14 protein-coding genes are annotated in these 13106 nt (G+C 72.2%); 6 read left to right on the top strand and 8 right to left on the bottom strand.

From position 1 onward, the window contains the following. Window positions 1-52 precede the first annotated feature (52 nt). A complete protein-coding gene (locus tag ABZY33_RS05045) occupies window positions 53-364 on the top strand; it encodes a hypothetical protein (RefSeq protein WP_356490066.1) in 312 nt (103 codons plus the stop codon). A 99-nt stretch (window positions 365-463) separates the two neighbouring features. On the opposite strand, the gene ABZY33_RS05040 is transcribed toward ABZY33_RS05045, so the two are convergent. Then, complete coding sequence (locus ABZY33_RS05040) at window positions 464-715, bottom strand: hypothetical protein (protein WP_356490065.1); 252 nt, start codon at window positions 713-715, stop codon at window positions 464-466. A gap of 350 nt (window positions 716-1065) precedes the next feature. Between ABZY33_RS05040 and ABZY33_RS05035 the strand changes: the two genes are divergently transcribed. After that, a complete protein-coding gene (locus ABZY33_RS05035; protein WP_356490064.1) occupies window positions 1066-1188 on the top strand; it encodes a hypothetical protein in 123 nt (40 codons plus the stop codon). A 42-nt stretch (window positions 1189-1230) separates the two neighbouring features. Here ABZY33_RS05035 and ABZY33_RS05030 read toward each other — a convergent pair whose 3' ends face one another. Further along, a complete protein-coding gene (locus ABZY33_RS05030; RefSeq protein WP_356490063.1) occupies window positions 1231-3015 on the bottom strand; it encodes a SpoIIE family protein phosphatase in 1785 nt (594 codons plus the stop codon). Between the two features lie 278 nt (window positions 3016-3293). On the opposite strand from ABZY33_RS05030, the gene ctaD reads away from it, so the two are divergent. Then, entirely contained in the window at window positions 3294-4997 is a 1704-nt protein-coding gene (gene ctaD, locus ABZY33_RS05025) for a cytochrome c oxidase subunit I (protein ID WP_356490062.1), read from the top strand. After that, window positions 4994-5329 carry a hypothetical protein gene (locus ABZY33_RS05020; protein WP_356490061.1) on the top strand — a complete coding sequence of 112 codons (336 nt, stop codon included), beginning with the start codon at window positions 4994-4996 and terminating at the stop codon, window positions 5327-5329. The genes ctaD and ABZY33_RS05020 overlap by 4 nt, the downstream gene beginning before the upstream one ends. A gap of 25 nt (window positions 5330-5354) precedes the next feature. On the opposite strand, the gene ABZY33_RS05015 is transcribed toward ABZY33_RS05020, so the two are convergent. The 5 genes from ABZY33_RS05015 to ABZY33_RS04995 all read right to left on the bottom strand — a co-directional run bounded on the left by ABZY33_RS05015 (window position 5355) and on the right by ABZY33_RS04995 (window position 9900). Beyond that, a complete protein-coding gene (locus ABZY33_RS05015) occupies window positions 5355-6572 on the bottom strand; it encodes an MFS transporter (RefSeq protein WP_356490060.1) in 1218 nt (405 codons plus the stop codon). Between the two features lie 168 nt (window positions 6573-6740). Next, window positions 6741-7394, bottom strand: coding sequence for an endonuclease (locus ABZY33_RS05010; protein ID WP_356490059.1), 654 nt, complete (start codon window positions 7392-7394; stop codon window positions 6741-6743). After that, window positions 7391-8404: a non-homologous end-joining DNA ligase gene (gene ligD, locus ABZY33_RS05005; RefSeq protein WP_356490058.1), complete on the bottom strand. Its 1014-nt coding sequence runs from the start codon at window positions 8402-8404 to the stop codon at window positions 7391-7393. The genes ABZY33_RS05010 and ligD overlap by 4 nt, the downstream gene beginning before the upstream one ends. Then, on the bottom strand, window positions 8401-9075 hold the full coding sequence (locus tag ABZY33_RS05000) for a DNA polymerase ligase N-terminal domain-containing protein (protein ID WP_356490057.1): 675 nt from the start codon (window positions 9073-9075) through the stop codon (window positions 8401-8403). The genes ligD and ABZY33_RS05000 overlap by 4 nt, the downstream gene beginning before the upstream one ends. 30 nt (window positions 9076-9105) lie before the next feature. After that, window positions 9106-9900, bottom strand: coding sequence for a SigB/SigF/SigG family RNA polymerase sigma factor (locus tag ABZY33_RS04995; RefSeq protein WP_356490133.1), 795 nt, complete (start codon window positions 9898-9900; stop codon window positions 9106-9108). A gap of 278 nt (window positions 9901-10178) precedes the next feature. Between ABZY33_RS04995 and ABZY33_RS04990 the strand changes: the two genes are divergently transcribed. Beyond that, window positions 10179-11150, top strand: coding sequence for a Ku protein (locus ABZY33_RS04990; protein ID WP_356490056.1), 972 nt, complete (start codon window positions 10179-10181; stop codon window positions 11148-11150). An 8-nt stretch (window positions 11151-11158) separates the two neighbouring features. Here the strand turns inward: ABZY33_RS04990 and ABZY33_RS04985 are convergent, their stop codons facing one another. Then, a complete protein-coding gene (locus ABZY33_RS04985) occupies window positions 11159-11875 on the bottom strand; it encodes a hypothetical protein (RefSeq protein ID WP_356490055.1) in 717 nt (238 codons plus the stop codon). A 241-nt stretch (window positions 11876-12116) separates the two neighbouring features. On the opposite strand from ABZY33_RS04985, the gene ABZY33_RS04980 reads away from it, so the two are divergent. Continuing rightward, window positions 12117-13085 carry an LLM class F420-dependent oxidoreductase gene (locus tag ABZY33_RS04980; protein ID WP_356490054.1) on the top strand — a complete coding sequence of 323 codons (969 nt, stop codon included), beginning with the start codon at window positions 12117-12119 and terminating at the stop codon, window positions 13083-13085. The last annotated feature ends 21 nt before the right edge of the window (window positions 13086-13106 follow it).

The raw sequence follows: 13106 nt of genomic DNA, 5'->3' as shown, positions 1-13106 counted from the left end.
CGGTCCGGTGCGTCGCGCCCCTGGCACCCACGCGGGCGGTCAAGGTCGTGCCATGTCGATTCTGCCGCTGGTACGCCGCCCGCTCCGTCCGACCGTTCTGACGCTCGCCCTCGCGGCGGGGCTCTGCCTGGCCTCGCCGGGCGTTGCCGCCGCGGCGGCCGACCCCACCGCGAACGAGGGGGCGGCCGCCCTGAGCAGCCCCTCGTGGGACCAGGAGCAGGTCCGCTTCGCCGAGGACCGCGTCGTCTACACCGCCTCCGCCTCCGGGTTCGACGACACGGGCGCCGCGTACTTCGAGCAGGCAGTGGTGACGGTCGGCGGGCCGGAGGGCGCGAGCTACTCCGTCACCCACGCGCACTCCTGAGCGCGGGGGTGCCCCCACACAGACGGGTGCCCCGGAGTCGGGGACTCCGGGGCAGCCGGGTGGGCTCGGCTCAGCGGCCGGGCCGCACAAGGGACCGCGTCAGGAGTGCGAGCCCGTGGCGCTGCTGTAGGCGCCCGTGGGGCCGGCCTTCTTGGTGGTCGTCACGAAGTAGGCCCTGCCGTCCGGGGTGAAGCCGCTGAACGTCGCGGACGTCATGCCACCGTTGACGTTCGCGGAGTTCTGCGCCTTGCCGTAGCCCGGGCCGTCGTGGGCCGACGCGAGGCCGGCGCCGCCGATGACGAGGGGGGTGACGAGGGCACCGACAGCGACGTACTTGGCGATCTTGCGCATCTGATGCGGTCCTTTCATGGTTCGACGGCCCAAGGCAGAGCCCCGACACCTTTGTCAGGGCTCGGCGGAACGAGCCACCTTCCGCCGCCTCCGACCTTGCCGCCACCGACAACCCTCCGCATCCGCAGATCTCACGGTGCGTGAGGGAACCGACGTGCGTTCACTTGCCGCCACCCCGCTGAGCAGCACGTATACGGGCGCGTGGGGCTCGGGTGTGGTGATCCGTTTTCGCTCGAACAGCGGCAGAGAGCCGGTTACTGGCCTGCGCGGCACTCCCTGGTCCAGACCGCGGCCGTCCTCGCCCTGACCACGGCCGCCGCCGCACTCACCACCGGCACCGCCACGTCGAGGTGACCGTCCGCTACCGCTGCGAGCCGCTCATGGGCACCGACACCCTCGGCGCCGCGCCCGACCCGCACCTGACGCCCACCGCCGGCACGCAGGCCACGCTCTCTCTGAAGGGCAAGGGCTGACGGCTCGCGGGCCGCCCCTGGACGCGGGACGGACCGGGGGCCTCAGGGTTCTTCCGGTCCGTCCTCGTCCAGGGCGAACCACACCGTCTTGCCCTCCGGTTCGGGCCGGACGTTCCACTGGTGGGCCAGCAGGTCGAGCAGGACGAGGCCGCGGCCGGACGAGGACAGCTCGCCCGGCGCGCGCCGGTGCGGCACGTCGTCGCTGCGGTCGGTGACCTCGACGAGGAGGCGGCGCCGGCCCGGCTCGCCGCTGATGTCGGCGCGCAGGACGGCGGCCTGCTCGGTGTGGACCAGGACGTTGCCGAGGAGTTCGGAGGCGAGCAGCACGGCGGTGTCGATCTGCTCGGGGCGCGCCCAGTCGTGGAGCAGGCCCTGGAACTCGGTCCGCGCGTCCTGGAGAGCCTCCGCCTGGTCCTGCTGGAGGGTGAGGCGCAGATGGCGCCGGGGCGGGCCCGAGTGGGTCGCCGAGGGGTCGCGGCGCAGCAGGAGCAGCGCGATGTCGTCCTCGGTGATGGAGGCGGGCTGGTCCCCTTCCTGCGGGGTCTCCGGCGCGACGACCGCGCTCAGCAGCCGGTCGGCCATGGCGTCCAGGTCCTCGGGGGTGCCCGGGGACAGCGCGTTGCGCACGCGCAGCCAGCCGGAGTACATGTCGTGGCCGCCGGACTCGATCAGGCCGTCGGTGCAGAGCATGAGGACCTCGTTCTCCCGCAGGGTGACGATGTTGACGGGGTAGTTGTCCTCTTCGAGGCCGAGGCCCAGCGGCAGGCCGCCGCTCAGGTGCTTGAGCAGACAGGTGCCGTCGGGCAGCCGCAGCACGGGGTGGGGGTGCCCGGCCCGGGCGATGCGCAGGGTGCCGGTGGCGGGGTCGGCCTCCAGGTAGATGCAGGTCGCGAAGCGGTCCTCGTCGAGCGCCGCCAGGAAGTGGGAGGCGCGGGCCAGCACCGCGTCGGGGCCGTGGCCCTCGGCCGCGTAGGCGTGGATGGCCGTGCGCAGCTGGGACATCAGGCCTGCGGCGTGCATGTCGTGGCCCTGCACGTCGCCGATGACCAGGCCGAGGCGGCCGCTGGGCAGGGTGAGGCAGTCGAACCAGTCGCCGCCGACCATGAGCCCTCCGCCGGTCGGCAGGTAGCGGGCGGCGGTGGTGAGCCCGTCGACGCCGGGGCCCGAGCCGCCCATGCTGCTGCGCAGGCTCTGGGAGAGAGCGCGGTCGGCCTGGCCCGAGTAGGTGTGCTCGATGCTCTGGCTGAGCAGCCGGGCGATGGTGAGCAGCAGGGCGCGCACACCGTCGGTCATCCGCACCGGGGCGTCGAAGGCGGTCATCCAGACGCCGGTGACCTGTCCGTAGGTGGTCAGGGGCAGGAAGGCCCAGGCCTCGTGCCCTTCGCGGGCGGAGAGGTCCCAGGTGCCGGGGAACCGGGTGCGGTGCTCGTGCGCGGAGGAGAGGAAGACGGGGCGCCCGGTCCTCGCGACCTGGGCTCCGGGGTAGTCGGACTCCAGGGGCGCCCGGAAGGCGCCGTCCTCGCAGCTGTGGACGCCGAAGTGACCGACGCAGTGCAGGACGGCGCGGTCCGCCCGGAAGACCGCCTGGCCGCACAGCGGCAGGCTCGGGTCGGCCAGCTGCGAGATCAGGGCGAGCGCCTCCCCGAGGGAGTCCGTCCGCGCCAGCGCGTGCCCGGTCAGGAGCAGGTCGGCGCCGCGGTGGCGTACGCGCTCCGCCGCGTGCGCGGATCCGTCGGCGGTCGGGCCCGCCATCCGGTTGAGGGCCTCGACCTGGCGTACCTCGGCGGCGTACTCCTCGGAACGCCCTTGCTCGCGCCCTCCGCCCACCTGTGGCACTCCCGTCTGCTCGGCCCCGCCGCGTTTCCCCCATGGTCCGCCGGATACGCGCCGGACGCCCTTCCTGACGGGCTCTGTCCGGTCCCGGAGGCGGCCGGTGACCGAACTCGTGCCGGGGGGCCGACTGTTGACGGCCGGGCCCGGCGCGGCCGGTTGCTGCATTCGGGGGAACCGCGCCCGCGCGGGGGCGCGTATCGCCGTCCGCCCGGCGGCGGTGGGCTACTCGTGGTCGTATCCCCCACCGGCACGCACGAAGAGAGCCCCATCTGATGACGTCCTTGGAGAGCGCCGAGGCCCCGGCCGACGCATCCGACGCGGAGGGCGCTCACGCGCGGCGGCCCGGTGCCGTCGTCGTGAAGTGGCTCAGCACCACCGACCACAAGACCATCGGGACGATGTATCTGACGACGTCGTTCGCGTTCTTCCTGGTCGGTGGGGTCATGGCGCTCTTCATGCGCGCGGAACTGGCCCGGCCCGGCACCCAGTTGATCTCCAACGAGCAGTTCAACCAGGCGTTCACCATGCACGGCACCGTCATGCTGCTGATGTTCGCCACACCGCTGTTCGCGGGCTTCGCCAACTGGATCATGCCGTTGCAGATCGGCGCGCCCGACGTCGCCTTCCCGCGCCTGAACATGCTCGCCTACTGGATGTACCTGTTCGGCTCACTCATCGCGGTCGGCAGCTTCCTCACCCCGCAGGGCGCCGCCGACTTCGGCTGGTTCGCCTACAGCCCGCTCTCCGACGCGGTGCACTCGCCCGGCATCGGCGGCGACATGTGGATCATGGGCCTGGCCTTCTCCGGCTTCGGCACGATCCTCGGCTCGGTCAACTTCATCACCACGATCATCTGCATGCGCGCTCCCGGCATGACCATGTTCCGGATGCCGATCTTCACCTGGAACGTGCTGCTCACCGGTGTGCTGGTCCTGCTCGCCTTCCCGGTGCTCGCCGCCGCGCTGTTCGCCCTGGAGGCGGACCGCAAATTCGGCGCGCACGTCTTCGAGGGCGCGAACGGCGGGCCGCTGCTGTGGCAGCACCTGTTCTGGTTCTTCGGCCATCCGGAGGTGTACATCATCGCCCTGCCGTTCTTCGGCATCGTCTCCGAGGTGATCCCCGTCTTCAGCCGCAAGCCGATCTTCGGCTACTCGGGGCTCATCGGGGCGACGATCGCCATCGCCGGTCTGTCGGCGACGGTGTGGGCGCACCACATGTACGTCACGGGCGGCGCGCTGCTGCCCTTCTTCTCGTTCATGACCTTCCTGATCGCCGTGCCGACCGGGGTGAAGTTCTTCAACTGGATCGGCACGATGTGGAAGGGTTCGCTCTCCTTCGAGACCCCGATGCTCTGGTCCATCGGCTTCCTCGTGACGTTCCTCTTCGGCGGTCTGACCGGCGTGATCCTCGCGGCCCCGCCGCTGGACTTCCACGTGTCGGACACGTACTTCGTGGTGGCGCACTTCCACTACGTCGTCTTCGGGACCGTGGTCTTCGCCATGTTCTCCGGGTTCCACTTCTGGTGGCCGAAGTTCACCGGCAAGATGCTCGACGAGCGGCTCGGCAAGATCACCTTCTGGACGCTGTTCTGCGGCTTCCACGGCACGTTCCTGGTCCAGCACTGGCTCGGTGTCGAGGGGATGCCGCGCCGGTACGCGGACTATCTCGCGGTCGACGGCTTCACCGCCCTGAACACCGTCTCCTCGATCTCCTCCTTCCTCCTCGGCCTCTCCCTCCTGCCGTTCCTCTACAACGTCTGGAAGACCGCCAAGTACGGCAAGAAGATCGAGGTCGACGACCCCTGGGGCTACGGCCGTTCGCTGGAGTGGGCGACGTCCTGCCCGCCGCCGCGGCACAACTTCGTCACGCTGCCGCGCATCCGCTCCGAGTCCCCCGCGTTCGACCTGCATCACCCGGGCGTGGCCGCTCTGGACCGGAGCCAGAACGTGCACCGTAATGAGACCCACTCCGAATGAGCACCGAACAGGACATCGAGTCCGGCCTGCTCCAGATGGAGGGCTACCTGCTGTGGACCTCGAAGACGGCCGAGACCCGCGCGCAGGCCGAGGACTTCACCGGACGCCTCCCGTGGCTCACGACGGCACAGCGGGAGGAGGTCGAGCGGGTCTTCACCGAGGAGCGGCTGGCCTTCCACAAGGCCGCGCTCGTCCAGCTGGCGGCCCGCGCGCATGAGCTGCGCGGGGAGTACGACGAGCGTTACGCCCGGCTCAAGGCGCGCTGTCTCGGGGTGTGCGCGGGCGGGGTCGGCGCGGCCGTCGGCGTGGTCTCGTACGTGGTTCAGAAGTAGCTCCGGACCTCAGGAGCGGGGCCGTTCAGAGAGCCGAGCCGACCTGGTCGGAGTGGTGCGCGGGGTCCGGCCGGGAGGAGGTGACCACCTCGGAGCGGCGGGTGGAGCGGTCCATGAGGCCGCCGGTGACGGCGAGGCCGAGCCCGGCCACGGCGAGGGCCGCGCCGACCAGGTTGGGCGAGGTCCAGCCCCAGCCTGCGGAGATGGCGAGGCCGCCGAGCCAGGCGCCGCCCGCGTTGGCGAGGTTGAAGGCGGAGTGGTTGGAGGCGGCCGCCATGGTGGGGGCGTTCGCCGCCTTCGCCATCAGCAGCATCTGGACCGGCGTGGTGATGAGGGAGCCCATCGCGCCGATGAAGGTGATCGTGACCAGCGCGGGCACCGTGCTGTGCACGGCGAAGTAGAACGTCACCAGGGCCACGGCGAGCAGAGCCATCCCGGCGTAGAGCGTCGGGCGCAGGGCGCGGTCGGTGAGCGGGCCGGCGACGAGCGTGCCGAGGGTCATGCCGACGCCGTAGAGCGCGAGGACCAGTGTGGTCGAGGTGTCCGAGATGCCCGTGACGTTGGTCAGCATGGGCACCAGGTAGCTGTAGACGGCGAAGAAGCCGCCGAATCCGACGACGGCGGTGGCCAGGCCGATCACGACCTGCTTGTTGCCCATGGCCCGCAGTTCGTGCCGGATGCCGGACTGCTGGCCGCGCGGCTGGTGCGGGACGAAGAGGGCGAGCGCGACGAGCGCGAGGACGCCGATGACGGCGACCGCCCAGTAGGCGGCGCGCCAGCCCAGGTGCTGGCCGAGGGCCGTGCCCGCGGGGACGCCGACGATGTTCGCGACGGTGAGCCCGAGGAACATCTTCGACACGGCGCGGGCGGCGCGCTCGGGGGCGACCAGGCGGGAGGCGACGACGGCGCCGACACCGAACAGGGCTCCGTGCGGCAGCCCTGCCAGGAAGCGGGCGGCGAAGAGGAGGCCGAAGTTCGGGGCGAGGGCGGAGGCGACGTTGCCGACGACGAACAGGCCGGACAGGAGCAGCAGCAGCCGCTTGTGGGGGACGCGCGCGCCGATGCCGGTGAGCACGGGCGCGCCGACGACGACACCGAGGGCGTAGGCCGACACGAGGTTGCCGGCGTGCGGCACGGAGACGTCGACCCCGTCGGCTATCTGGGGCAGCAGCCCCATCGTGGCGAACTCGGTCGTGCCGATGCCGAACGCGACAACAGCCAGGGCCAGCAGGGCCAGCGGCATGGTGCAGGAGACCTTTCGAAGACAGCGGTCCGTGGATACGGGGGATCCCGAGCCCCATTGCCCGGCGCCACCTGATGCGGGGCGAGCCCACCAGCATGCAGCATCCCGGGGGCGGACACACATTCCACGATCGGGCCGTACGCCTCCGTGACCTCGCTCACCCGCCTGTCAGGCCGCTTCCGCCCGCTCCCGGCACTCCTCGACGACGCTCTTGTCCAGCGCCGCCCGGACCAGCGCCGCCGCGATCTCCGCCCGCGGGGTGTCGCCCGCCAGGCGGATCAGCGCGGCCGGGTCCTCGGGGAGGCCGAGGCGTTCGGCGCCCTGCAAGGTCTTGGCGTCCAGGAACGGCGCGTACTCGGGCCAGACGTCCTGCACCTCGCGCAGGAAGATGTCGGCGCCGGTCGGGCCGAGTCCGGGCATCCGGCGCAGCTCCGCGCGCAGGGCGTCCGCGTCGCCGCCGGCGCGCTCGCGCACCGTGCGCAGGTCCCCGCTCCACGCGTCCAGGACGAGGCGGGCGCCGTCGCCGAGCTGGGTCGCGGTGCGCTCGTCGTAGCGCCGGTAACCGCCCTCGCCCAGTGCGTCGACGCGCCGCTGCCAGGTCGCGTCGGCCATCCGCCGCGGGTCGCGCAGCCCGGCGTCGTACAGCGCCCGCGCGCTGGCCACCGCGACGGAGGCGCGGATCCGCGCGCTGAGCAGGCTCGCGAGGACGAGGGTCCGGTAGAGCGGCTGCGGGGTGTCCTTGAGGTCGATGCCGGCTTCCGCGGCGTAGGTCCGGCCGTGGCCGCGGAGCAGTTCCCGCATCACGTTCTTCTGGTCGGTCATGTCTTCGGCTGCTCCCTGACGACGTCGGCGGGGTTCTTGTCGTCCCGCGTTCCCTGGTAGCGGGGGTGGCGCAGCATGCCGTCCCGTGTCCACTCCGCGAAGTCGATCTGCACGACGAGGGCCGGGCGCACCCAGTGGGCGCTCCGCGGGGCGACGCGGCCCGCGAACGGCGAGGCGGAGACCTCCAGTGCGTCGAGCCGCTGCCGCAGCGCCAGCAGGGTGCGCCGGTCGAAGCCGGTGCCGACCTTGCCGGCGTAGCGCAGTTCTCCGGCGTCGTCGTAGTAGCCGACGAGGAGGGCGCCGAGGCCCGTGCGGCTGCCCGCGGGTTCGGTGAAGCCGCCCACCACGAACTCCTGCCCCTGGCTGCACTTCAGCTTGAGCCAGTCGTCCGAGCGGCGTGGCTGGTACGTGCTCTCGGCCCGCTTGGCGATCAGCCCCTCCCAGCCCCGGCGGCAGGCGTCGGCGAGCAGGTCGGGGCCGCCCGCGTTGCGGTGGGAGCTGAAGCGCAGCGGCGCCCGGAACGTCAGCGCGCGGCGCAGCAGGGACTTGCGGTGGCGCAGCGGCAGCCGGCGCACGTCGACGCCGTCGAGGCGCAGCAGGTCGAAGACGTAGTAGGTGACGGCGACCTTGCTCGCCGCGACGTCGGCGCGCCGGGTGAGTCCCATGCGCTGCTGGAGCAGGCCGAAGTCGGTGCGGCCGTGCGCGTAGGCGACGATCTCGCCGTCGAGGGTGAAGTCCGCGCAGTCCTGGCCGGCGAGCGCCTCGATGATCTCCGGGTAGGTGGCGTCGAGCCGGCGGCCCGAGCGGGAGCGGAGGGTCACCTCGCCGCCCTCGCGGACCGCGAGCATCCGGATGCCGTCCAGTTTCCGTTCGAAGACCCAGCCCGCGGGGAACTCCCGGCGGTCGCTGAGCGTCGCGAGCATCGGAGACGCGGCGAGTTCGACGCCGGGGGCCGCGGCCTTGGTGCGGCTGCCGAGGCCGGGCGGCAGGCCGTCGAGCAGGCCGGTCACTTCTTCTCCCCGCGGTTCGACTCCCAGGTGGGGGCGGACGCGTCGGCGGCGACCTGGCGGAGTGTGCGGCCGCTGCGGGCCGAGCGGGCCCGGCGCGGGTCGGTGGTGCCGCTGCCCGCGCCTTCCCCGGACCCGGCGGTCCGCACCAGCAGCCAGGTCGGCTTCTTCGAGGTGCCGCCGTCCTTCTCCTCGCGGCCGTGGAAGCGGGTGAGGGCGTACTGCCCGCGCAGCTTCTGGCCGTGCAGCTCGAACGTGACGTGCCCCTTCTCCAGCGCCTCGGCGAACGGCACGGGGCGGTGCCGCTTGTCGTGGCTGGTCGGGGTGTACGTGCCCTGGTCCCAGACGATCACCGTGCCACCGCCGTACTCGCCCTGCGGGATCGTGCCCTCGAAGTCGCGGTAGGCCATGGGGTGGTCCTCGGTGGGGATGGCGAGCCGCTTGTCGTGCGGGTCGGTGGAGGGGCCCTTGGGGACCGACCAGGACTTGAGCACGCCGTCGACCTCGAGGCGGAAGTCGAAGTGCATCGTGCTGGCGTCGTGGATCTGCACCACGAACACGGGCTCATGGGAGGACGCGTCCTCGTCCCGGCGGCCGTGCTCGCCGCTCGGCTCGCTCGTCCGGTCGAAGCGCCGCTTGCCGCGGTAGGTCCGCAGGCCGTCCTTCTCGCTCACGACGGGCTCCTTTCGGTGATCGGGCGTCTCTCAGGCGACCTGCCCGTGCCGGGAGGGCCGGGCGGCGTGCGCGCGGACCGAGGCGCAGCTGCGGGTGATGAGCCGGGAGACGTGCATCTGCGAGATGCCGACGACCTCGGCGATGCGGGCCTGCGTCATGTCCTCGAAGAAGCGCAGGTACAAGATGGTGCGTTCGCGTTCCGGCAGGTGCCGCAGGCCGGCCTTGGCGGCTTCGCGGTCGGCGACGAGGTCGTAGCCCGCCTCGGCCGCCCCGAGAGTGTCGGCCAGGCTGTACCCGTCCTCCGTGGCGCCCGTCTCGGCATCCAGGGACAGCGCGCTGTAGCTCTCCAGCGCCTCCAGGCCGTCGCGTACCTCGTCGCAGGTGAGGCCCGTGTGCGCGGCGAGTTCACCGACGCCCGGCTCGCCGTCGCCGCCCGAGCGGTCCAGGAGTTCGCGGCGCGCGGCGCGGACCTTGTTGCGCAGGTCCTGCACGCGCCGGGGCACCCGCACGTCCCAGGTGTGGTCCCGGAAGTGGCGGCGCAGCTCACCGGTGATGGTGGGGACCGCGTACGGCTCGAACGCGCCGCGTCCGGGCTCGTACCGCTCGACGGCCTTGACCAGACCTATCGCCGCGACCTGTTCCAGGTCCTGGATGTTCTCGCCCTTGTTGCGGAAGCGCCGGGCCAGCCGGTTCGCCATCGGCAGCCAGGCCTCCACCAACTCCTCGAAGAGCAGGTCCCGTTCGCGGCCGGGCGGACACCGGGCCATGCGCAGGAACGTCAGCTCGGTATCGGGGGTGTCGTCGTGCGGATGGTGCGTGGCCATGGGGATCTCGTTCCTCAACGCGTGGCGTACACGGAACGCGAGGAGCAGCCAGGCCCGCAGCCGGGTGTACGGCTCCCCGCGCACGCGCCTGTGGTCTCAAGCTCTCGCGTCCGACTGCCCGTCGTCCCCGGCGACAAACAGTGGGGCTCCGCTCACGCTAAGCGCGGGCCCCGCGCCGCGCACGCGGAGCGCGGCGCGGACGGCGGACCGCTCGACGTGCCGGGTGGCGCCGCGCTGCCTAGGCTGGCGTTCTCGGGGTCCGACCAGGGAGGTTCGTCATGCCCCGACCCGTGTGGACCGGCGCCGTCTCGTTCGGCCTCGTCACCATCCCGATCCGGGTCATGACCGCCACCGAGGACCACAGCATCCGCTTCCACCAGTACCACCTGGACGACATGGGCCGGGTGCGCAGCCGCAAGGTGTGCGAGCTGGAGGACCGCGAGGTGAGCCAGGACGAGATCGGCAAGGGGTACGAGATCGCCCCCGGGCAGGTCGTCGCCGTCTCCGACGAGGAGCTGCGCGAGATCCCGCTGCCGACCGCGAAGGCCATCGAGATCGTCGCCTTCGTGCCGTACGAGTCCATCGATCCGATCCAGATCGGCGAGGGCTACTACCTGGAGGCCGGCGGGCAGGCCGCCACCAAGCCGTACGTCCTGCTGTGCAGGGCGCTGGAGCGCAACGCGAAGGCGGCCGTCGCCAAGTTCGCCTGGCACGGCCGGGAGCGGCTCGGGCTGCTGCGGGTGAAGGAGGACGTGCTCGCCCTGCACGCCCTGAAGTGGCCCGACGAGATCCGCTCCCCCGACGAGCTGGCCCCCGCCGAGGCCGACATCACCGGCGAGGAGATCGACGAGGCGCTGCTGCTGATCGACTCGATGACGCGGGAGGAGCCCCTGGAGGAGGCCGAGTGGGCCGCCGACCGCTACCGGGCCGCCCTCGAAGAGGTCATCCACGCCAAGGCCGACGGCAAGAAGCCGCCGGTCGCGGAGGCGAAGGAGGAGCCGTCCGGACGGGTCCTGGACCTGATGGCGGCCCTGGAGCAGTCGGTGCAGCAGGCCAAGAAATCCCGCGACGCCGACGGGGACGCGACCGTGCACGAGATGCCGAAGAAGAAAGCCGCGAAGAAGGCGGCGCGGAAGGCGCCGGCCAAGAAGGCCGCGGCGAGCCGGTCCTCGGCGGCCCGGTCCGCCACGAAGAAGGCCGCGAAGGCGCCGGCGAAGAAGAGCGCCGGGCGCACCCCGCGCTCGGCCTGACGTGCGTGTCAGTGCAGGACGCTGACCGCGCGGGCGATCACCAGCAGCGAGGTCAGCAGCGCGGAGACGCTCTGGACGCTCATCAGCAGCTTGGCGCGCGGCGACAGCGGCATGGTGTCCGTCGGGCTGAACGCCGTGGAGTTGGTGACCGAGACGTACAGGTAGTCGACCAGGGTGGGTACCCAGTCGGACGCGCCGCTGGCGCCCTCGGCGACTTCTTGCACGGCGTCGTCGTTCTCGTCCTGCGAGAAGCGGAAGTCGGCCAGCGGGAGTCGCGCGCGCGGCAGTTGAGTGCGGCTGACCGGGCCGCCGCGGTCCAGCTCCCAGTAGGCCAGGCCGAACACGATGATGTTGGTCAGCCAGACCTGGAACGCTGCCGCGAGCAGGGACCGGCCGTCCTGGACGCCGGCGAAGACCAGCTCGTGGACGAGCAGACCGAGGGCGAAGAGATTGCTCGCCGCGATGACCGCCACAAGGGTGAGCGACAGGACGCGGAAGGTCCGGGTCTGCCGGGTGAGGCGGCGCGGGTTGATCGCCACGAGCGGAACCAGCAGGACGAGTTCGAGGGCCGGCATCACGTAGCGCGGGGCGATCAGCAGCCGCTGCGGCAGGAAGAGGTAGAGCGCGATCGCGGAGACGGTGGCCAGCGCGGCGGGCAGCCGGGCCTCTCCGCGCCGTTGGTGCCGGGGGTGCCTGAGCCGGGCCTGCGCCCGCGTGCGCGGCATGGGTCGTCCTCCTGTCGCCGGGCCCCCATGAGCAGCTTCTCGCATGGCGCGGGCCTTGGAGAGCCGGTACCCAGGAAGAGGCGGCGGACCGGTCCACCGCGCGACCTGCTCCTTCCGCCGTGTTTTGCGGGTGCCGGAGCGGACCCGGCCGCGGCGCGCCGCCCGTTCCGTCCAGCGTCCGGCGGGTACTCGCCGCCGAGCGAGATCCCCGACCCCGCGATCAGTCCCCGGAAGGTGACGCATGACCACGTACGGTTACTTTCTCTCCTCGGAGGAGTTCACTCCGGCCGAGCTGCTCTCCCAGGCCCGGGCCGCCGAGCAGGCCGGGTTCCAGGCGCTGGCGATCTCCGACCACTTCCACCCGTGGAACGACGAACAGGGCCAGAGCGCGTTCGTCTGGTCGATGATCGGCGCCCTGTCCCAGGTGACCTCGCTGCCCGTGACGACCCTGGTCACCTGTCCCACGGTGCGGATGCACCCGGCCGTCAACGCGCAGGCCGCGGCGACCTCGGCCGTGCTGACCGAGGGCCGGTTCCGGTTCGGCATCGGCACCGGTGAGGCGCTGAACGAGCACATCCTCGGGGACGCCTGGCCGGAGGCGCCGCAGCGGATGGAGATGCTGGAGGAGGCCGTGCACGTGATGCGCCGCCTCTTCAGCGGCGAGCAGGTCACCCACCGCGGCGCGCACTACACCGTGCAGAACGCGCGCCTGTACACCCTCCCCGACAACCCGCCCCCGCTCTACGTCTCCGGCTTCGGCCCGCAGGCCGCCGCGCTGGCGGGCCGGATCGGCGACGGGTTCGTGACGATGAGCCCGGACGCGGACCTGGTGGGCCAGTTCCGCCGGGCGGGCGGCGGGCAGAACCCGGTGATCGGCGGGCTGAAGGTCTGCTGGAGCCAGGACCGGGCGCAGGCCGTGCGGACCGTGCACCGGCTGTGGCCGAACGAGCAGCTGCCCGGTGAACTCCCGCAGGTGCTGCCCACGCCCGCCCACTTCGAGCAGGCGTCGACCCTGGTCACCGAGGAGATGGTGGCCGACGCCGTCGTCTGCGGCGACGACCGGGATGCCCACGTCGGCGCGGTGCGGGAGTTCGCCGACGCGGGCTTCGACGAGGTCTACGTCAACCAGATCGGCCCCGACCAGCAGGGCTTCTTCGACTTCTACCGCGCCGAGGTCCTCCCCCGGCTGCGGGAGGCCGGGCGCCCGTGAACCGGTCCGCGCGCCACCCGG

This window comes from Streptomyces sp. NPDC006552, assembly GCF_040611655.1.
GTDB lineage: Bacteria > Actinomycetota > Actinomycetes > Streptomycetales > Streptomycetaceae > Streptomyces.
The sequence above is the reverse complement of the archived record's forward strand: the minus strand, read 5'-3'. Positions and strand labels throughout refer to the sequence as shown.

Coding starts and splice junctions, on each gene's coding strand:
- ABZY33_RS05045 (WP_356490066.1), top strand. CDS start 53: ATGTCGATTCTGCCGCTGGTACGCCGCCCGCTCCGTCCGACCGTTCTG.
- ABZY33_RS05040 (WP_356490065.1), bottom strand. CDS start 715: ATGCGCAAGATCGCCAAGTACGTCGCTGTCGGTGCCCTCGTCACCCCC.
- ctaD (WP_356490062.1), top strand. CDS start 3,294: ATGACGTCCTTGGAGAGCGCCGAGGCCCCGGCCGACGCATCCGACGCG.
- ABZY33_RS05020 (WP_356490061.1), top strand. CDS start 4,994: ATGAGCACCGAACAGGACATCGAGTCCGGCCTGCTCCAGATGGAGGGC.
- ABZY33_RS05015 (WP_356490060.1), bottom strand. CDS start 6,572: ATGCCGCTGGCCCTGCTGGCCCTGGCTGTTGTCGCGTTCGGCATCGGC.
- ABZY33_RS05010 (WP_356490059.1), bottom strand. CDS start 7,394: ATGACCGACCAGAAGAACGTGATGCGGGAACTGCTCCGCGGCCACGGC.
- ABZY33_RS04995 (WP_356490133.1), bottom strand. CDS start 9,900: ATGGCCACGCACCATCCGCACGACGACACCCCCGATACCGAGCTGACG.
- ABZY33_RS04990 (WP_356490056.1), top strand. CDS start 10,179: ATGCCCCGACCCGTGTGGACCGGCGCCGTCTCGTTCGGCCTCGTCACC.
- ABZY33_RS04985 (WP_356490055.1), bottom strand. CDS start 11,875: ATGCCGCGCACGCGGGCGCAGGCCCGGCTCAGGCACCCCCGGCACCAA.
- ABZY33_RS04980 (WP_356490054.1), top strand. CDS start 12,117: ATGACCACGTACGGTTACTTTCTCTCCTCGGAGGAGTTCACTCCGGCC.